This is a genomic window from Enterobacter sp. HK169 (assembly GCF_001719105.1).
Taxonomy (GTDB): Bacteria; Pseudomonadota; Gammaproteobacteria; order Enterobacterales; family Enterobacteriaceae; genus Enterobacter; species Enterobacter asburiae_B.
In genome coordinates, this window is the sequence record NZ_CP017087.1 from 1461197 (window position 1) to 1477942 (window position 16746).

The following is a 16746-nucleotide window of genomic DNA, read 5'->3' on the forward strand; positions in this document are numbered from 1 at the left end:
GCGTGAGGCGGCGCACATAATCCAGTATTCACGACGATAATTATTGCAATTGCTGTTGCCTTTCAGCGTGACGATTCCAGACCAGCGCTCCGCCGACGAACAGCGCAACGCCCGCCAGACCCAGCGCGGGCTCCAGCCGGTGGGTAAGCCAGGTTGATAACGCCGAGGTCATCGGGCCAATCAATTGACCAATCGCATACCCGGTGGTGAGCAGGCCTGCCATATAACGCGTATGGTTTGGCGCCAGCTCGCGGCCGTATAAAAGAGAGAGCTGCACGGCACACAAAAAACCGCCGCCCACCAGCAGCCCGCCCGTCAGCAAACCGCCAATCCCCGGCAGCAGCCAGGCCGCCAGCACGCCAGCCCCCTGTAACCACAGCACGATAGCCAGCCTGCGGTTCGCCGTTGAGGTGTGGCGTAAAAGAATACTGAGCGCAATGCCCACCACGGCGGCGATACCAAAAAACGGCCAGACAAACTGGGCGAACAGGCTGCCGGGAAAACGCACCGCCGCCATTTGCGACAGGAATGTCGCCGGGAGGATATAGCCAAACCCGGCCAGGCTGTAGCTCCAGACCAGGCGCTTTAAATCCGCCGTCAGCACCAGCGGCTCCGGCGCGGTGCCGGGGCGATGGAGCTGCCCGGATCGCGGCAGGTAGCGCGCCACCAGCGCAATCAGCACCAGCGCCAGCACGCCGTAGATTTGCCATGCCGCCCCGGCCGAAAGGGATTTCGCCTGGATATAGACGGCGAGCAGCCCGCTCAGGGCAATGCCCGCCCCAGGCCCGGCAAACACGGCGGCGCTCAGGCCCGGTTTACCCAGCTGCCCCAGCCGTTCGTTGGTCCAGGCGGCAATGAGTACCATCGACCAGCCGCTCATGCAGCCAATCACGAAGCGCAGCAGGCCGTGCACGACGGCGTTATCCGCCGCCGCGGAGAGCAGCGTCAGCGCAACCGCGCCGGTGATGCCAAGCCAGAGGCGCGTTTCCACAAAGCGGTGCGCGCGCATGGCATCCCATGCGCCCACCAGATAGCCCAGATAATTCATCGCCGCCACCAGACCCGCGCTGGTCAGCGTAAGCTGCCCGGCAGCAATCATGAGCGGCACCTGAGGCGTAAAGGCAAAGCGCCCTATCCCCATCGCCACCACCAGAACGACAAATCCACTGAGCGCAATACGCAGCGCCATGACCGCTCCAATTGTTAAAGAAAAGTAAATTTATGATGCAGCATCTCGCCGTCTGGCGAAAGTGAAAGTTACTCACAGGTCAATGAAAAGGCTGTATTATGGTTTTTATGAATACGCATTCTCATTAAGGAGCCCTGCATGGAACTGCTCGAAGAGCACCGTTGTTTTGAAGGTCGACAGCAGCGCTGGCGGCATGATTCCACCGTCCTGAACTGTGCGATGACGTTCAGCATTTTCCTGCCGCCGACGGAAAATCCGCCGGTTCTGTTCTGGCTTTCGGGCCTGACCTGCAACGACGAAAACTTCACCACCAAAGCGGGCGCGCAGCGACTTGCCGCCGAGCTGGGTATTGCGCTGGTGATGCCTGATACCAGCCCGCGTGGCGATGATGTGGCCGACGATGCAGGATACGACCTGGGTAAAGGCGCCGGGTTTTATCTCAATGCGACCGAGCAGCCGTGGGCAGGCCACTACCGTATGTATGACTACATTCGCGACGAGCTGCCCGCGCTGATTCAGTCCGGGTTTGCGGTAAGCGACCGCTGCGCCATCAGCGGACATTCTATGGGCGGTCACGGGGCGCTGATCATGGCGTTAAAAAATCCGGGAAAATACGTCAGCGTGTCGGCATTTGCGCCAATTGTGAACCCAACGCAGGTGCCGTGGGGGCAGAAAGCCTTCACGAACTATCTGGGTGAAGATGAAGCAAAATGGCAGGAATGGGACAGCTGTGCGCTGATGCTGGCCAGCAGCTCGGCAAATGCGATCCCGGTGCTTGTCGATCAGGGCGATGCGGATCAGTTCCTCGCCGGGCAGCTACAGCCTGCGGTGCTCGCAGAAGCGGCACGCCAGAAGGACTGGCCGCTGACGCTGCGCATTCAGCCGGGGTATGACCACAGCTATTACTTCATCGCGTCCTTTATTGAGGATCATCTCCGCTTTCATGCGGAGCATTTGTTCGCGTAAGTGCGGATGATTGCCGGGTGGCGGCTTCGCCTTACCCGGCCTACGTTCGCGGATTTTGTAGGCCCGGTAAGCGAAGCGCCACCGGGCATAGAGGTTACATCAGAACTTGTAATCCACACCGACAAAGTAGCGACGGCCATCTTCCGTATAGCTGTAATCGTCGCGGCTCAGATCTTTATCCAGCAGGTTCTGCACGCCCGCGCGCAGCTTCACGCTTTTCGTCGCCTGCCACGCGGCGCCGGTATTCCAGATGACATAGCCACCCGGCGTTGGTGCACTGCTGGTCAGCGCGCGTTTCTCACCGGTGTAGTTGCCCTGAACGTAGAACGACCAGTCCTGCGTCGCCTTCCAGTCAACGGTACCGTTGGCGGTGTGGAACGGCAGATCGGACAGCGGCTTGTTGCCGCCGTTGCTGATGTCACGGCCGTCGTTGTAGGTGTAGTTCAGGGTCAGTTTCCAGTCGTCCGCCAGCGGGAGCTTCAGCTCGGTCTCCACCCCGCGGATGCGCGCCTTGTTAACGTTGTAGTAGCGGAAAATCGGCTCACCATCCGCATTCAGGCCAACGTAGTTAGGGTAACCCTGGGCCTGTTTTGCATTGGCCGTACGGCTGATGCTGATGCGATCATCCACATTATTCTGGAAGGTGGTAACGCTGGCCTGCACGCCCTCTAACCAGCCCTCTTCCCCGCTGTAGTACAGACCGAATTCGAAGCTTTCGCTGGTTTCCGGTTTCAGATCCGGGTTACCGACAATCTCACAGGCACCGCGACACGAGCCGGTGACCCAGTCCGGGCTCAGCTGGAGCAGTGACGGCGCTTTAAACGCGGTAGCCCAGCCCCCTTTCACCGTTACGGTATCGGTCGCGTTGTAAACCAGATAGGCTCGCGGGCTCCAGTGGTCACCGTAGGTATCATGGTCATCCATACGGATGCCGGTGGTCAGCGCCAGAGGTTCAAAGAGACGCCACTCATCTTCAAGGAACAGGGCATACTGGCTTGTCGAGGTACTGCTGCTGGAACCGCCCGTCAGGTTGACCGGATCTTTCAGCTTATCGTGACGCCATTCCCCACCGAAGGTCAGCAGCTGGTTGATTTCACCCAGAGGCAGCACGTATTTCCCGTCCACCGCGTTGCTCTCGGAGGTGATCGGATTGCTGTTGCCCGGGTTTTTGTTATCCACCTTTTCGCCGTAAACCTTCAGCTCGCTGTTGCCGACGCCCCAACGGCCGTTGTGGCTGAGAGAATAGTTCTGACGCTCAAGGCGGTTTTTGTCGAGGGAATCCGAGTCGCGATCCTGACGGTCGAAACCGTAGCCCGCCGTAAAGTCGTGCTTTTCAGACGGTGTCCAGGCGAACTCCACATTCGCATCGCGGCTGGTGAAGCCCTCAATGCGCGGCGTTTCACCGCTCGCCGTGGTAGAGGACTTCTGCTGACCGTCTTTCTCACGCTTCGCGAGGCTACCGTAGGCTTTCAGCCCCAGCAGACCGTCCACCAGCGGACCGCTGGTATAGAACTGACCGTTGTAGGTGTCTCCACGGTCGCGGTGCTCCTGAATCGTGGAATCGGCGCTCAGGGTGCCCGTCCATTTCTGGTCGATTTTTTTGGTGATAATGTTCACCACGCCGCCCAGCGCATCGGAACCGTAAAGAGAAGACATCGGTCCGCGCACCACTTCGATTCGTTCGATGGCGTCAACCGGCACCCAGTTGAGGTCGAAATCATTATGGCGGAATACCGCGTTACGCGAGTTAACGCGCTTGCCGTCGATCAGGATCAGCGTATAGCTGCTGTCCAGTCCACGAATACTTACCCCTTTACGGTTGTCCCCTTCGCTCGTGAGCTGAACGCCCGGCACCTCCCGTAACACATCTTTCAGATTCTGAACGGGTTTGCGCTGCAAATCTTCCTGGGTAATCACGCTGATGCTTGCCGGGGCGTCTTTCAGGTTTTGCTCGGTCGCGGAGGCCGTTACAACCATTGTGTCGCCGGATTCCGCTGCGATAACAGGCAGGGCCAGGGACATTGCGGACGCACAAAGTCCTCCCCTGACGAAGGGATTCAACCTAAACATTCCATATCTCCATGAGGTAAATACAACTAAATCAAATCATCATTGCTCACAGCGTCTTCCCTGCCGCCCACATCTGAGGTGGGTCGGTGACACGCTTATTTTTGATAACGATAAAGCAAACGATAATTATTATCAATTAAATTGTTAAGAAATATATCTTTGTATCAGAATGCGGGAATAAAAAAACCCGCTCGATTGAGCGGGTTAAAAAAGAGGAAGTGCGGTTATTGTTTAAATCGTTCCGGGAATTCCATTTCACTGTAGCGAACGAATTTTGTTCCTTTCGTCAGCTTGTAGCCAAACCAGATGACGAGGAACAGCGGAATACCAATGTAGGTCGCCGTCACGGCGCCCCAGTCAATGGTGTCCGCCAGGAACGCTTCATAGTTCTGTCCCAGCGTAATGATCAGGCACAGAATGAAGGCGAAAATAGGACCCAGCGGGAAGAAGCCGGAGCGATACGGCAGCGAGTTAACATCGTGACCCTGCTTGACGAAGCCGCGGCGGAAACGGTAGTGGCTAATAGCAATCCCCAGCCAGGCAATAAAGCCCGTCATCCCGGACGTGTTAAGCAGCCACAGGTACACCGTCTGGTTGCCAAACATGGAGGTCAGGAAGCACAGACCGGCAATCACCGTTGTGGCGTAGAGCGCGTTACGCGGTACACCGCCACGGGACAGTTTCGCAAAGATACGCGGTGCTTTACCGTCACATGCCAGCGTGTAGAGCATACGGGTGGACGCGTACATCCCGGAGTTACCAGCTGAAAGCACAGCGGTCAGGATAACGGCGTTCATCACTGCCGCAGCTGAAAGCAGACCGGCGTGCTGGAAGACCAGCGTGAACGGGCTGACGCTAATGTCTTTTACGTCATTACGCAGCAGGCTTGGATCGGTGTACGGGATGATCAGGCTGATAATCAGGATCGCGAACACATAGAACAGCAGGATACGCCAGAAGACCTGACGGACCGCACGCGGAATATTTTTCTCCGGGTTCTCTGACTCACCGGCGGCGATACCAATCAGCTCGGTACCCTGGAACGAGAAGCCGACAATCATCGCCACGCCAATCATCGCCGAAAGGCCACCGGCAAACGGCGCATCGCCTATCGCCCAGTTACTCCAGCCCGCAGGTTCTGCGCCTTTGAAAATACCAACGATCATCGCCACACCGACGACGATAAAGATGATGACGGTTGCCACTTTGATCAAAGAGAACCAGTATTCCGCTTCGCCGAAACCGCGCACGGAGATGTAGTTCAGCAGGAAGATGACGGCGAGGAACAGGGCGCTCCAGATCCAGCCCGGCGTATCCGGGAACCACCAGTTCATCACCAGCTGTGCGGCGACAAGGTCAACGGCGATAGTGACCGCCCAGTTGTACCAGTAGTTCCAGCCCAGCGCGAAGCCGAAGCCTTCTTCAACGTATTTTTGACCGTAGGTCGAGAACGAACCGGATACCGGCATGTACGCGGCCAGTTCGCCGAGACTGGTCATCAGGAAGTACACCATCAGGCCAATCAGGATATAAGAGAAGAGTGCCCCACCCGGGCCGGCTGCCGAAATCGTTGCGCCAGAGGCAACGAAAAGACCTGTACCGATTGAGCCGCCAATGGCGATCATCGTCAGGTGACGCGCCTTGAGTTCACGACGTAGCGTGGGCGCTTCTGTGGTTTTAATTTCTGAAACCATATGAAAATGCTGTCCATTCAATAAATGAGGCGCGATTGTAGCAGACGATCCGCGTTCCTTCCGGCAGAAATACTCAGTTATAAGAGAGCTTCATGACTCGGCCAGGATTATAAGTAAAGCATAAAAATGTAGGGTGACAGGCGCGCGTAGCCCCGGTAAGCGAAGCGCCACCGGGGAACGTTAAATGGCGCAGTAGCGCAGAAAACGCTGCAGAGAGCTGGAAAGGTGTTTCTGACGATGATGGATGCACCATAGCGTGCGCACCAGTTTCGGCAACGGAACCGGGATTTCAACCAGCGACCCCGTCTCAAGCTGTTCGGCAATGACGCGCCGGGAAAGACAGCTGATCCCCAGGCCATGACGCACCGCGTGCTTGATAGCCTCAGAGTTCCCAAGCTCCATCCCTAACTGGAAATGCGGCAGATGGGAAAGCAGCAGATAATCGACAATTTCACGCGTGCCGGAGCCCTGCTCGCGCAGGATCCACTGCGCCTGTGCCAGGCGCTCCAGCGTCACCTCGCCCTGCAATAACGACGAGGCCGGGGACGCAAACACCACCAGTTCATCTTCCAGCCAGGGCTCGGCAATGATATCGACGTTATGGCAGGGTCCTTCGATGAGGCCGATATCCACGCGGAAATCAATCACCGCGTTGATAACGTCCTGGCTGTTACCCACGCTCATCTCCAGCGGCAGGGTCGGGAAATCCCGGCGGTAGCGGGCAATCACTTCCGGCAGAATGTAGTTCCCAATGGTGCTGCTGGCGTAGACGCGGATCGCACCGTTGTCTTCGCGGAACAGCTGTTCGATTTCGATAGCCTGCTCCAGCAGCGCCAGAGCGCGTGGATAAAGAAGACGACCGTGCTCGTTGACCACTAGTCTCTTCCCTACCCTGTCGAACAGCTGCACGCCCAGCTGCCCTTCAAGATCGGTCAACGCCGCGCTGACCGCAGACTGCGAGAGCGCCAGCATTTGTGACGCCTGGGTCGTCGAGCCGCTTTTCAGCACCTCGGCAAACACTTCCAGCTGACGCAATGTAATGTGCATGGTTGCTTACCACTTATATAGATTGATTATAAGTATATAATCAATTTTATTTTTAAGCCAGAGCGCCGTAACCTTTAGCCAGACAAAGGAGAAGGTTATGTCAGAAATCACCTTACAACATCATCGTACAGTGTGGCACTTCGTGCCGGGCCTCGCGCTTAGCGCAGCAGTGACCGCCGTAGCGCTATGGGGCGGCAGCATCCCGGCTATCGCGGGCGCAGGTTTCAGCGCGTTGACGCTGGCCATTTTGCTGGGCATGGTCGTGGGAAATACGGTTTACCCACATATCTGGAAATCCTGCGACGGCGGCGTGATCTTTGCCAAACAGCACCTGCTGCGTCTCGGGATCATCCTTTACGGCTTCCGTCTCACCTTTTCGCAGATTGCGGACGTGGGCGTGAGCGGAATTGCCATCGACGTCCTGACCCTGACCTGCACCTTTTTGCTGGCCTGCTTTATCGGCCAGAAAGTCTTTGGCCTGGATAAGCAAACCAGCTGGCTGATCGGTGCCGGGAGCAGTATCTGTGGGGCCGCGGCGGTGCTGGCAACAGAGCCCGTCGTTAAAGCCGAAGCCAGCAAGGTGACCGTGGCGGTGGCGACGGTGGTGATCTTCGGTACGCTGGCGATCTTCCTCTACCCGGCAATGTATCCGCTGGTTGCCCACTGGTTTAGCCCGGAAACCTACGGCATCTATATCGGTTCGACCATGCACGAAGTGGCTCAGGTGGTGGCGGCAGGACATGCCATTAACCCGGAAGCCGAAAACGCGGCGGTGATTGCCAAAATGCTGCGCGTAATGATGCTGGCGCCGTTCCTGATTTTCCTCGCGGCGCGGGTTAAGCAGCTGGCACCGGCAGGCGGCAGCGAGAAAAGCAAAATCACCATTCCGTGGTTTGCGATCCTGTTCATCGTGGTCGCTATCTTTAACTCCTTCCACCTGCTGCCGAAAGCGGCGGTGGATATGCTGGTGACGCTGGATACCGTGCTGCTGGCGATGGCCATGGCGGCACTGGGGGTGACCACACACGTCAGCGCGCTGAAAAAAGCCGGTGCCAAACCGCTGCTGATGGCGCTGGTGCTCTTCATCTGGCTGATTGTCGGGGGCGGAGCGATTAACCTCGCGGTCCATAGCCTGATGGCATAAACCATCTCGTCCTTCTCCTGCTAACCCGCTATCATAAGCGTTTCGGGTTAGCAGGAGTTTTTTTATGAAATATGTTGGAGCGCACGTCAGCGCTGCAGGTGGCCTTGCGAATGCCGCCATTCGCGCCGCCGAAATCGAGGCGACCGCTTTCGCCCTGTTCACCAAAAACCAGCGCCAGTGGCGCGCCGCGCCGCTCACCGCTGACGTGATTGATGATTTCAAAGCCGCCTGTGAGAAGTACCACTACGGGCCAGGCCAGATCCTTCCCCACGACAGCTACCTGATCAACCTCGGTCACCCGGTTGAAGAGGCGCTGGAAAAATCCCGCGAGGCGTTCCTTGATGAAGTTCAGCGCTGCGAACAGCTGGGGCTGACGCTGCTGAACTTCCATCCGGGAAGCCATCTGATGCAAATCGATGAAGATGCCTGCCTGGCGCGCATTGCCGAATCCATTAACATCACGCTGGACAAGACCAAAGGCGTCACCGCGGTAATAGAGAATACCGCCGGTCAGGGCAGCAATCTCGGCTTTAGGTTTGAACATCTGGCGGCGATCATCGACGGCGTGGAGGATAAATCCCGCGTTGGCGTGTGCATTGATACCTGCCACGCGTTTGCCGCCGGCTATGACCTGCGTACAACCGAGGCAACGAAAAACACGTTCGATGAGTTCGAGCGCATTGTTGGCTTTAAGTACCTGCGCGGAATGCACTTAAACGATGCGAAAAGCGCCTTTGGCAGCCGCGTTGACCGCCACCACAGCCTGGGTGAAGGCAACATTGGCCACGATGCGTTCCGCTTCATTATGCAGGACGCCCGCTTCGACGGTATTCCGATGGTGCTGGAAACCATTAATCCGGACATCTGGGCAGAAGAGATTGCCTGGCTGAAGGCACAGCAAACCGCTGAACAGGCGGCATAAAAAAAGCCGGGTGCATAATGCAACCCGGCTTTTTTGTGGTTTATCGCTTACGCTGCTTTCGCCACGACTTCCGCTTCAGGACGTTTCAGCACCGCGTATGACAGACCCGCCACCAGCGTACCGGCAACGATGGCCAGCAGGTAGCCCAGCACCGGCGTGATGGCGCCAGGGATAAGCAGCACGAACAGACCGCCGTGTGGTGCCATCAGCTTCGCGCCAATCGCCATGGAGATCGCCCCGGTCACTGCCCCACCCGCGATACAGCACGGCAGTACACGCATTGGGTCACGTGCTGCGAACGGAATCGCCCCTTCGGTGATGAAGCACAAGCCCAGAACCAGCGCCGCTTTACCGCCTTCCTGCTGTGCTTTATCGAACTTACGACGGGCAATAATCGTCGCCAGGCCGAGCGCCAGAGGAGGCACCATACCTGCCGCCATGATCGCTGCCATCGGTGCGTAGGTCTGAGTACTCAGCAGGCCAACACCAAAGGCGTACGCCGCTTTGTTCACCGGACCACCCATGTCGGTACACATCATGCCGCCGAGAATTGCGCCCAGCAGAACCGCGTTCGCGGTGCCCATGGTTTGCAGCCAGTGGGTCAGACCCGCCAGGATGCCCGCAACCGGCTTACCTATCAGGTAAATCATCGCCAGACCGACCACCAGGCTGGAAATCAGCGGGATGATCAGAATCGGCTTCAGCGCTTCCATACTCTGCGGCAGCTTGAGCTTCGAGCTGATGAGCTTCGCGACGTAACCTGCCAGGAAGCCCGCGATGATACCGCCGATAAAGCCAGAACCGGTGCTCACGGCCAGCATACCGCCGATAAGACCCGGCGTCAGGCCAGGACGGTCAGCGATGGAGAAGGCAATAAAGCCTGCCAGAACGGGAACCATCAGTGCGAACGCGGAACCGCCGCCAATCTGCATTAACGCAGCGGCCAGCGTGCCTTGCTCTTTAAACGCGGTAATACCAAATGCGAACGAGAGGGCGATACACAGACCACCTGCAACCACCATCGGCAGCATGTAAGACACACCGGTCAACAGATGGCGATAGGCGCCTGCAGACTCTTTCTTACCTTCCGTCGCGGTTTGACGCGCGCCGGTTGCCTGATACGGCTTCGCTTCCACCAGCGCTTTATCAAACTCCTGCGCGGTCTTTTTCAGCGCCAGGCCGGTAGACGTGCGGTACATTGGCTTACCGGCAAATTTCGCCAGGTCCACTTCGATATCCGCCGCCACAATCACCAGATCGGCCTCAGCCACTTCTTCAGGGGTGATAGCGTTGCCGGCACCGACGGAGCCGCGCGTTTCAACTTTAACCCACCAGCCGCGTTTTTTCGCTTCGGTTTCAATGGCCTCAGCCGCCATAAAGGTGTGAGCCACGCCCGTCGGGCAGGCCGTCACCGCAACAACGCGTTTCGGCCCCGTGGCCGCAGCCGGTGCCGTCGCGACAGGCGCGCTGTAGACAGACGCGTGCCCTTTCGCTTCGCTCAGGAACAGTTCCGGATGTGCCACCGCGCGATTAATATCGCCCAGCCACACTTTTTTGCCGTTCAGCGCACTGTCAGCCGGGATGTTGTCGCCCAGGACAATGGCCAGTTCGGCATCGCCCGGGTTATCAATGATCTCGAGATGTGCTTTGTTCGCCGCCGCTCCCAGCAAGGTCTTCGCCATATAGGCGCGAGCCTGTCCGAGACCGGAGTCAATGATCAGCAGCGTTTTCATTATTCCTCTCCTGCTGTTAGTTAAAAGGTTTTAAGTCAACGCGCGCCATCATCGCGGCTAACTGGGTACGATCGGTAATGCCGACATTGCTCTGGCTTACGGCCAGGGCAGCAACGGCAGTGGCAAGACGTAAAGTATGTTCACTGGATTCACGCATCAGCAGACCATAAATCAGGCCGCCAACCATGGAATCCCCTGCGCCAACGGTGCTGACAACGTCAACCGACGGCGGTTTGGCGATCCATTCGCCAGAAGCGTTAACCCACAACGCTCCTTCTGCACCAAGCGAGATAACCACGTGAGCGATACCCTGCTCGCGCAGCGCATGGGCAGCGTCAATCACATCTTTTAATTCTGGCAGCTTACGACCCGCCCAGATCTCCAGCTCGCGGCGATTCGGCTTCACCAGCCACGGTGAGGCTTTCAGACCGGCAACCAGCGCGTCGCGGCTGCTGTCAAAAATAATGCACGGGCACTGGCTGCGCAGGCGCGTCATCCAGTCGGTAAACGCTTCCGGGCTCACGCCGGACGGCAGGCTGCCGCTGACGCAGACCATGTCAAACTGACCAAGCCAGGTCAGAGAGTCGTTAACAAAACGCTCCCAGTCAGACGGCGTCACTTCGAAGCCAGAAAAGTTCAGATCGGTCACTTCACCGTCTTTCTCCGTCAGCTTGACGTTGATGCGGGTGCGGCCCTGAACAACCTGAAAACGGTTGGCAATGCCCAGCTCGCTGAACAGCTGCTGGAAACCATCCTGGTTATCTTTACCGAGGAATCCACCCACGGTGACGTCGATACCGAGATCCTTGAGCACTTTCGCGACGTTAATCCCTTTGCCCGCAGCATGCAGGCCAGTGGTACGCACGAGGTTGACTTCGCCGCGCTCAATTTCCGGGCAAAATCCTACCAGGTCATAAGCCGGGTTCAGCGTAATAGTCGCAACACGTCTGCTCATTATGCGCCCTCCCCCAGACCTGCCGCGATGGCGTCGCCAATCGCTTTCAGCGCCTGTTCAGCATCAGCACCCTGCGCGGTGAAACGCAGACGGTGGCCTTTCTTCACGCCCAGCGCGACAACTTTCATCAGACTACGGCCGTTGGCCGGTTTGCCCGTGCCATCAAGATTCGCCACGGTGATCTCACTCTCGAATTGTTTAATGGTATTCACCAGCATGGTGCCCGGACGGGCATGCAGGCCGTGCTCGTTGCGTACCACGAACTCCGCGGTCTGCACGTCTTCAGTCTGCACATCATCGCTGGTCAGCAGTGCCAGCACGGTGGAGGCATCAGCGTTCAGCAGTTTTTCAGCTTGGTTGTTCAGCAGCAGATCGCCAAGACGCTTCAGCACGGAAACCGGCTGCTCATCGTTCATTGCCACGGTCACCAGCATGGCCGCGCGCTCGCCTTCTACGTCAAACGCATTAGCCGCGCGGCTCACGGCGATAGCGCTGCGCAGGTTGCCTTCAGCACTGTCGTTCAGCCAGATACCCTGACCCAGATTCAACGGCTTATCGTTAATCACGCGCGTCACAAACGTGGCATCCGCCGCGCCGGCTTCTTTCAGACGACCCGCGTTCAGCGCCTGCAGCGTTACCAGATCGGAGGCAACCACGTCCAGCGTCAGCGTTTCGTTATCCAGCTTCAGCGCTTCGCTCTGTTTTTCGCCCATCAGCAAGGCGCGCAGCTCTTCAGCTGTGGTCGCGGACTTCAGCTGTTCAGCCACATCGTCATCGCTCAGGACATGCGTCAGCTGACGCAGCAGACCTAAGTGTTCGTCGCTGCTGGCCGCGATACCGATAGCCACATACGCCACCTGACCGTCGCCCCAGAGCACGCCCTGCGGGAACTGATAAACCTGAACGCCGGTTTTCAGCACCTGATCGCGGGTGTCGGTTGTGCCGTGCGGAATGGCAATGCCATTGCCGAGGAAGGTTGAGGTCTGCTGCTCGCGGGCCAGCATGCCGTTTACATAGCCGTCCGCGACGTTACCCGCCTGCACAAGCGCAGCGGCAACCTGGCGAATAGCCTCTTCTTTATCCCCGGCCTGAGCGCCCGGGTGGATATCCTGAACAGATAACTGGAACATGGTTCTCCACTCCTGCTGAACTTGAATCGTTTCAGCTTTAATGAGAAAAAATGCGCTAGCCTGCTCCGTTTGTTAAAACAAGATAGCGCTGAAACGTTTCAAAAAGTCTTGCGCTTTCTGCAATGTCTTGCAAGTAAACTCGTATTTCCGATATCAGAATTTAGAGATACAGCACATTTCTTCTTCGTTCAGCTGAATTTTGCTGAAGTTCAGCAAGACAGTTTCAGCTAAGGTCAGCCGGGTGGGTCGTAAGTTGAAATGCCATTTTGATTTTTCGTGGCATCATTGACCGCACCCACTGTTTATTTTTTAGCTGACGGCGTAAACTCCGCCCCTCTCTGCTACTCGCTAATTATAAAACATGCATAACACCCCTGCGGCCGTCTCGCCGAAGCCCTTTGATTTGACCTCAGCGGCATTCCTGGTTGTTGCCTTCTTCACGGGCATTGCCGGTGCGTTACAGACGCCAACATTGAGCCTATTTCTGACAAATGAGGTTCACGTCCGTCCGGCAATGGTCGGCTTCTTTTTTACCGTAAGCGCCATCATCGGCATCCTGGTCAGCCAGTTTCTGGCGGGACGATCTGACAGAAAAGGCGATCGCAAAAGCCTGATCGTTTTCTGCTGTCTGCTCGGGGTCATGGCCTGCGTTCTGTTTGCATGGAACCGCAACTATTTCATTCTGCTCTTCGTCGGGGTATTCCTGAGCAGCTTTGGCTCAACGGCGAACCCTCAGCTGTTCGCCCTTGCCCGCGAACACGCCGACCATACCGGACGTGAAGCGGTGATGTTCAGCTCTGTCCTGCGTGCTCAGGTGTCGCTGGCATGGGTGATTGGCCCGCCGCTGGCCTACGCGCTGGCGATGGGTTTTGGCTTTACGGTGATGTACCTGAGCGCGGCCGTCGCGTTTGTGGTGTGCGGCGCGCTGGTGTGGTTCTTCCTGCCGTCCATGCGCAAAGAGACCAAAGTGGCAACGGGCGTGCTGGAAGCGCCGCGCCGCAACCGCCGCGATGCCCTGCTCCTGTTTGTTATCTGTACGCTGATGTGGGGCACCAACAGCCTGTATATCATCAATATGCCGCTGTTTATTATTGATGAACTGCACCTGTCGGAGAAGCTGGCGGGCATCATGATGGGCACAGCGGCCGGGCTTGAGATCCCGACAATGCTCATTGCGGGCTATTACGCAAAGCGCTTCGGAAAGCGTTTTTTAATGCGCATCGCCGCCGTTGCCGGTCTGCTGTTTTATATCGGTATGCTGACGGTACATACGCCGGGGCTGTTGCTGGCTTTACAGCTGCTGAACGCCATCTATATTGGCATTCTCGCCGGGATAGGCATGCTCTATTTCCAGGATCTGATGCCGGGCCAGGCAGGCTCTGCCACCACCCTTTATACTAATACCACCCGCGTGGGCTGGATTATCGCGGGCTCAATGGCCGGTGTCGTTGCAGAAATCTGGAACTATCACACGGTGTTCTGGATTGCGCTGGTGATGTGTACCCTGACGATCGGCTGTCTGGCGAGGATTAAAGACGTTTAGGGCGCGGTGAGCGCTTCCAGCTCAAGAAGGTACGTCATCGCCTGCCCTCGCGTGCTGCCACACATTTCGGCCGTGGGCTGAAGCCCGGAGCAGACTTTCGGGCGCAGCGGTGAGCCAAAGATCATGCACAGGTTCGTTTCCGAGAGCTGAACGCAGCGGGTATTGGCAGGCTTGCCCTCCGGCATTCCTGGAATGGGGCTTGAAATGGACGGTGCAGTACAGCACGCGCCACAATCGGGACGGCAATCCATAAATGCTCTCTTTCGCTGACGATCGCCCGCGCAGTCGGGCATCGCGCGCACAGTAACACCTTTTGCGTATTGATAGCAAAAGCCACGAATTCCTCTTGCCTGAAAGGCCGCGCGCGAGTAATTTGGCGCGATATTTTTTACCTCCCGTAAACAGGATTACTGCAATGCCAAGAGCGAACGAAATTAAGAAAGGTATGGTGCTGAATTACAACGGCAAACTGCTGATTGTGAAAGATATCGACATTCAGGCACCCAGCGCCCGTGGTGCAGCAACGCTGTACAAAATGCGTTTCGCCGATGTGCGTACCGGCCTGAAGGTGGAAGAGCGCTTTAAAGGTGACGATATCGTCGATACCGTGACCCTGACCCGTCGCTACGTTGATTTCTCCTACATCGACGGCAACGAATACGTGTTCATGGACAAAGAAGATTACACCCCGTACATCTTCACCAAAGATCAGATTGAAGAAGAGCTGCTGTTCATTCCTGAAGGCGGCATGCCTGATATGCAGGTCCTGACCTGGGACGGCGTGCTGCTGGCGCTGGAGCTGCCTCAGACCGTCGATCTGGAAATCGTGGAAACCGCACCCGGCATCAAAGGCGCATCCGCAAGCGCGCGCAACAAACCGGCTACCCTGACCACCGGCCTGGTTGTGCAGGTGCCGGAATACCTCTCCGCTGGCGAGAAGATCCGCATCCATATCGAAGAAAAACGCTATATGGGTCGCGCCGACTGATTGTGGTGTTTGTCGGGTGGCGGCTTTGCCTTAACCGACCGACAAAAACACAAAAACCGGCTCTCAGGCCGGTTTTTTATAGGCCCGGTAAGCGTAGCGCCACCGGGCAATAGCGCTTACAGAAGCTCCGGATACTTCGTCATCTTCAGCGCCAGCTCAACGCCGCGCACTTCCGCCATCCCTTTAAGACGGCCAATCGCCGAATAGCCCGGGTTGGTTTTCTTACGCAGATCGTCCAGCATCTGGTGGCCGTGATCCGGACGGAACGGGATAGGACGCACATCGCCCGCCTGCTTGCGACGCGCCTCTTCCGCCAGAATGGCGTCTACCACCGCTACCATGTTCACATCGCCGCCCAGGTGCGCCGCCTCGTGGAAGGTTTTTGGATTATCCTCACGGCAGGTCGCACGCAAGTGCGTAAAGTGAATGCGATCGCCAAAGGTTTCAATCATCCGCACCAGGTCGTTATCCGCACGCACGCCGTAGGAGCCGGTACACATAGTAAAGCCGTTATAGATGCTGTTTACCGTCTCTTTCAGCCACTGCATATCTTCAATAGTGGAAACAATGCGCGGCAGGCCGAGGATAGGACGCGGTGGATCGTCCGGGTGTACCGCGAGGCGTACGCCTGCCTCTTCAGCAACCGGCACGATAGCGCGCAGGAAGTACGCCATGTTTTCACGCAGCTGCTGCTTATCAATATCGCCGTATTCCGCCAGGCGCGCGCGGAACTGATCCAGCGTATACCCCTCTTCCGCCCCCGGCAGGCCCGCAATAATATTACGGGTCAGCTTTTCGATGTCTGCGTCACTGGCGGCGTTAAACCACGCGAGCGCCTGCTGCTGCTCTTCCGCGGTGTAATCCGCTTCGGCGCCGGAGCGTTTCAGAATGTGCAGCTCAAACGCCGCAAAGGCGATTTGGTCGAAACGCAGGGCTTTCGAGCCGTCCGGCATCTGATATTCAAGGTCGGTACGCGTCCAGTCGAGGATAGGCATGAAGTTATAGCAAACCGTATCAATGCCGCAGGCCGCCAGGTTGCGAATGCTCTGCTGATAGTTAGCAATCCAGGTCTGGTAGTCCCCGGAATGGGTTTTGATGTCTTCGTGAACCGGGATGCTCTCTACTACAGACCAGGTTAACCCCTTCTCCGCCAGCAGCGCCTGACGCTGTTGAATTTCCTCTACCGGCCATACCTGACCGTTTGGAATATGATGCAGCGCCGTGACGACACCCGTTGCGCCTGCCTGGCGCACATCATCAAGAGAAACCGGATCGTTCGGCCCGTACCAACGCCAGGTTTGTTCCATTGCCTCACCCTCTTAAGTTGTTATACCAATATGCGTTACTGCAATGACGACTACCATA

The 16746-nt window shown here is 57.2% G+C and carries 14 protein-coding genes; 5 read left to right on the forward strand and 9 right to left on the reverse strand.

From position 1 onward, the window contains the following. Positions 1 to 40 precede the first annotated feature (40 nt). Positions 41 to 1189, reverse strand: coding sequence for a YbfB/YjiJ family MFS transporter (locus EnteroDNA1_RS06975; RefSeq protein ID WP_069303084.1), 1149 nt, complete (start codon positions 1187 to 1189; stop codon positions 41 to 43). Between the two features lie 138 nt (positions 1190 to 1327). On the opposite strand from EnteroDNA1_RS06975, the gene fghA reads away from it, so the two are divergent. Beyond that, a complete protein-coding gene (gene fghA, locus EnteroDNA1_RS06980; RefSeq protein WP_069303085.1) occupies positions 1328 to 2155 on the forward strand; it encodes an S-formylglutathione hydrolase in 828 nt (275 codons plus the stop codon). 99 nt (positions 2156 to 2254) lie between these two features. Here fghA and cirA read toward each other — a convergent pair whose 3' ends face one another. From cirA to yieE, 3 genes are all read right to left on the reverse strand, one after another. Next, positions 2255 to 4225: a catecholate siderophore receptor CirA gene (cirA, locus tag EnteroDNA1_RS06985; RefSeq protein ID WP_069303086.1), complete on the reverse strand. Its 1971-nt coding sequence runs from the start codon at positions 4223 to 4225 to the stop codon at positions 2255 to 2257. 224 nt (positions 4226 to 4449) lie between these two features. After that, the gene (locus EnteroDNA1_RS06990; RefSeq protein WP_023312475.1) at positions 4450 to 5919 is read right to left on the reverse strand and encodes an amino acid permease; all 1470 of its coding nucleotides are present in this window, start codon (positions 5917 to 5919) and stop codon (positions 4450 to 4452) included. 180 nt (positions 5920 to 6099) lie between these two features. Then, on the reverse strand, positions 6100 to 6966 hold the full coding sequence (yieE, locus tag EnteroDNA1_RS06995) for a DNA-binding transcriptional regulator YeiE (RefSeq protein WP_023312476.1): 867 nt from the start codon (positions 6964 to 6966) through the stop codon (positions 6100 to 6102). Between the two features lie 97 nt (positions 6967 to 7063). Here yieE and EnteroDNA1_RS07000 point away from each other — a divergent pair, with 97 nt between their 5' ends. Further along, on the forward strand, positions 7064 to 8110 hold the full coding sequence (locus EnteroDNA1_RS07000; RefSeq protein ID WP_069303087.1) for a YeiH family protein: 1047 nt from the start codon (positions 7064 to 7066) through the stop codon (positions 8108 to 8110). Positions 8111 to 8174: 64 nt separating this feature from the next. Continuing rightward, a complete protein-coding gene (gene nfo, locus EnteroDNA1_RS07005; RefSeq protein WP_045354228.1) occupies positions 8175 to 9032 on the forward strand; it encodes a deoxyribonuclease IV in 858 nt (285 codons plus the stop codon). Between the two features lie 47 nt (positions 9033 to 9079). Here nfo and fruA read toward each other — a convergent pair whose 3' ends face one another. Genes fruA through fruB form a run of 3 tightly spaced genes read right to left on the reverse strand, consistent with a single transcriptional unit; the run spans position 9080 to position 12850 of the window. Continuing rightward, positions 9080 to 10765 (reverse strand): PTS fructose transporter subunit IIBC, encoded by a 1686-nt coding sequence (gene fruA, locus EnteroDNA1_RS07010; protein WP_033146037.1) that lies wholly within the window; start codon positions 10763 to 10765, stop codon positions 9080 to 9082. A gap of 16 nt (positions 10766 to 10781) precedes the next feature. After that, entirely contained in the window at positions 10782 to 11720 is a 939-nt protein-coding gene (gene fruK / locus EnteroDNA1_RS07015) for a 1-phosphofructokinase (protein WP_014170919.1), read from the reverse strand. Further along, the gene (fruB, locus tag EnteroDNA1_RS07020; RefSeq protein WP_069303088.1) at positions 11720 to 12850 is read right to left on the reverse strand and encodes a fused PTS fructose transporter subunit IIA/HPr protein; all 1131 of its coding nucleotides are present in this window, start codon (positions 12848 to 12850) and stop codon (positions 11720 to 11722) included. Before fruB ends, fruK begins: the two co-directional genes overlap by 1 nt. Positions 12851 to 13211: 361 nt before the next feature. Here fruB and setB point away from each other — a divergent pair, with 361 nt between their 5' ends. Next, the gene (setB, locus tag EnteroDNA1_RS07030) at positions 13212 to 14393 is read left to right on the forward strand and encodes a sugar efflux transporter SetB (RefSeq protein ID WP_069303089.1); all 1182 of its coding nucleotides are present in this window, start codon (positions 13212 to 13214) and stop codon (positions 14391 to 14393) included. Here the strand turns inward: setB and EnteroDNA1_RS07035 are convergent. Then, positions 14390 to 14644 carry a YkgJ family cysteine cluster protein gene (locus EnteroDNA1_RS07035; RefSeq protein ID WP_023312483.1) on the reverse strand — a complete coding sequence of 85 codons (255 nt, stop codon included), beginning with the start codon at positions 14642 to 14644 and terminating at the stop codon, positions 14390 to 14392. The genes setB and EnteroDNA1_RS07035 overlap by 4 nt on opposite strands. A 164-nt stretch (positions 14645 to 14808) precedes the next feature. Between EnteroDNA1_RS07035 and yeiP the strand changes: the two genes are divergently transcribed. Further along, positions 14809 to 15381, forward strand: a complete 573-nt coding sequence (gene yeiP, locus EnteroDNA1_RS07040) for an elongation factor P-like protein YeiP (protein ID WP_008500940.1) — start codon at positions 14809 to 14811, stop codon at positions 15379 to 15381. A 116-nt stretch (positions 15382 to 15497) separates the two neighbouring features. On the opposite strand, the gene uxuA is transcribed toward yeiP, so the two are convergent. Further along, positions 15498 to 16688: a mannonate dehydratase gene (gene uxuA / locus EnteroDNA1_RS07045; RefSeq protein WP_033146040.1), complete on the reverse strand. Its 1191-nt coding sequence runs from the start codon at positions 16686 to 16688 to the stop codon at positions 15498 to 15500. Positions 16689 to 16746 lie beyond the last annotated feature (58 nt).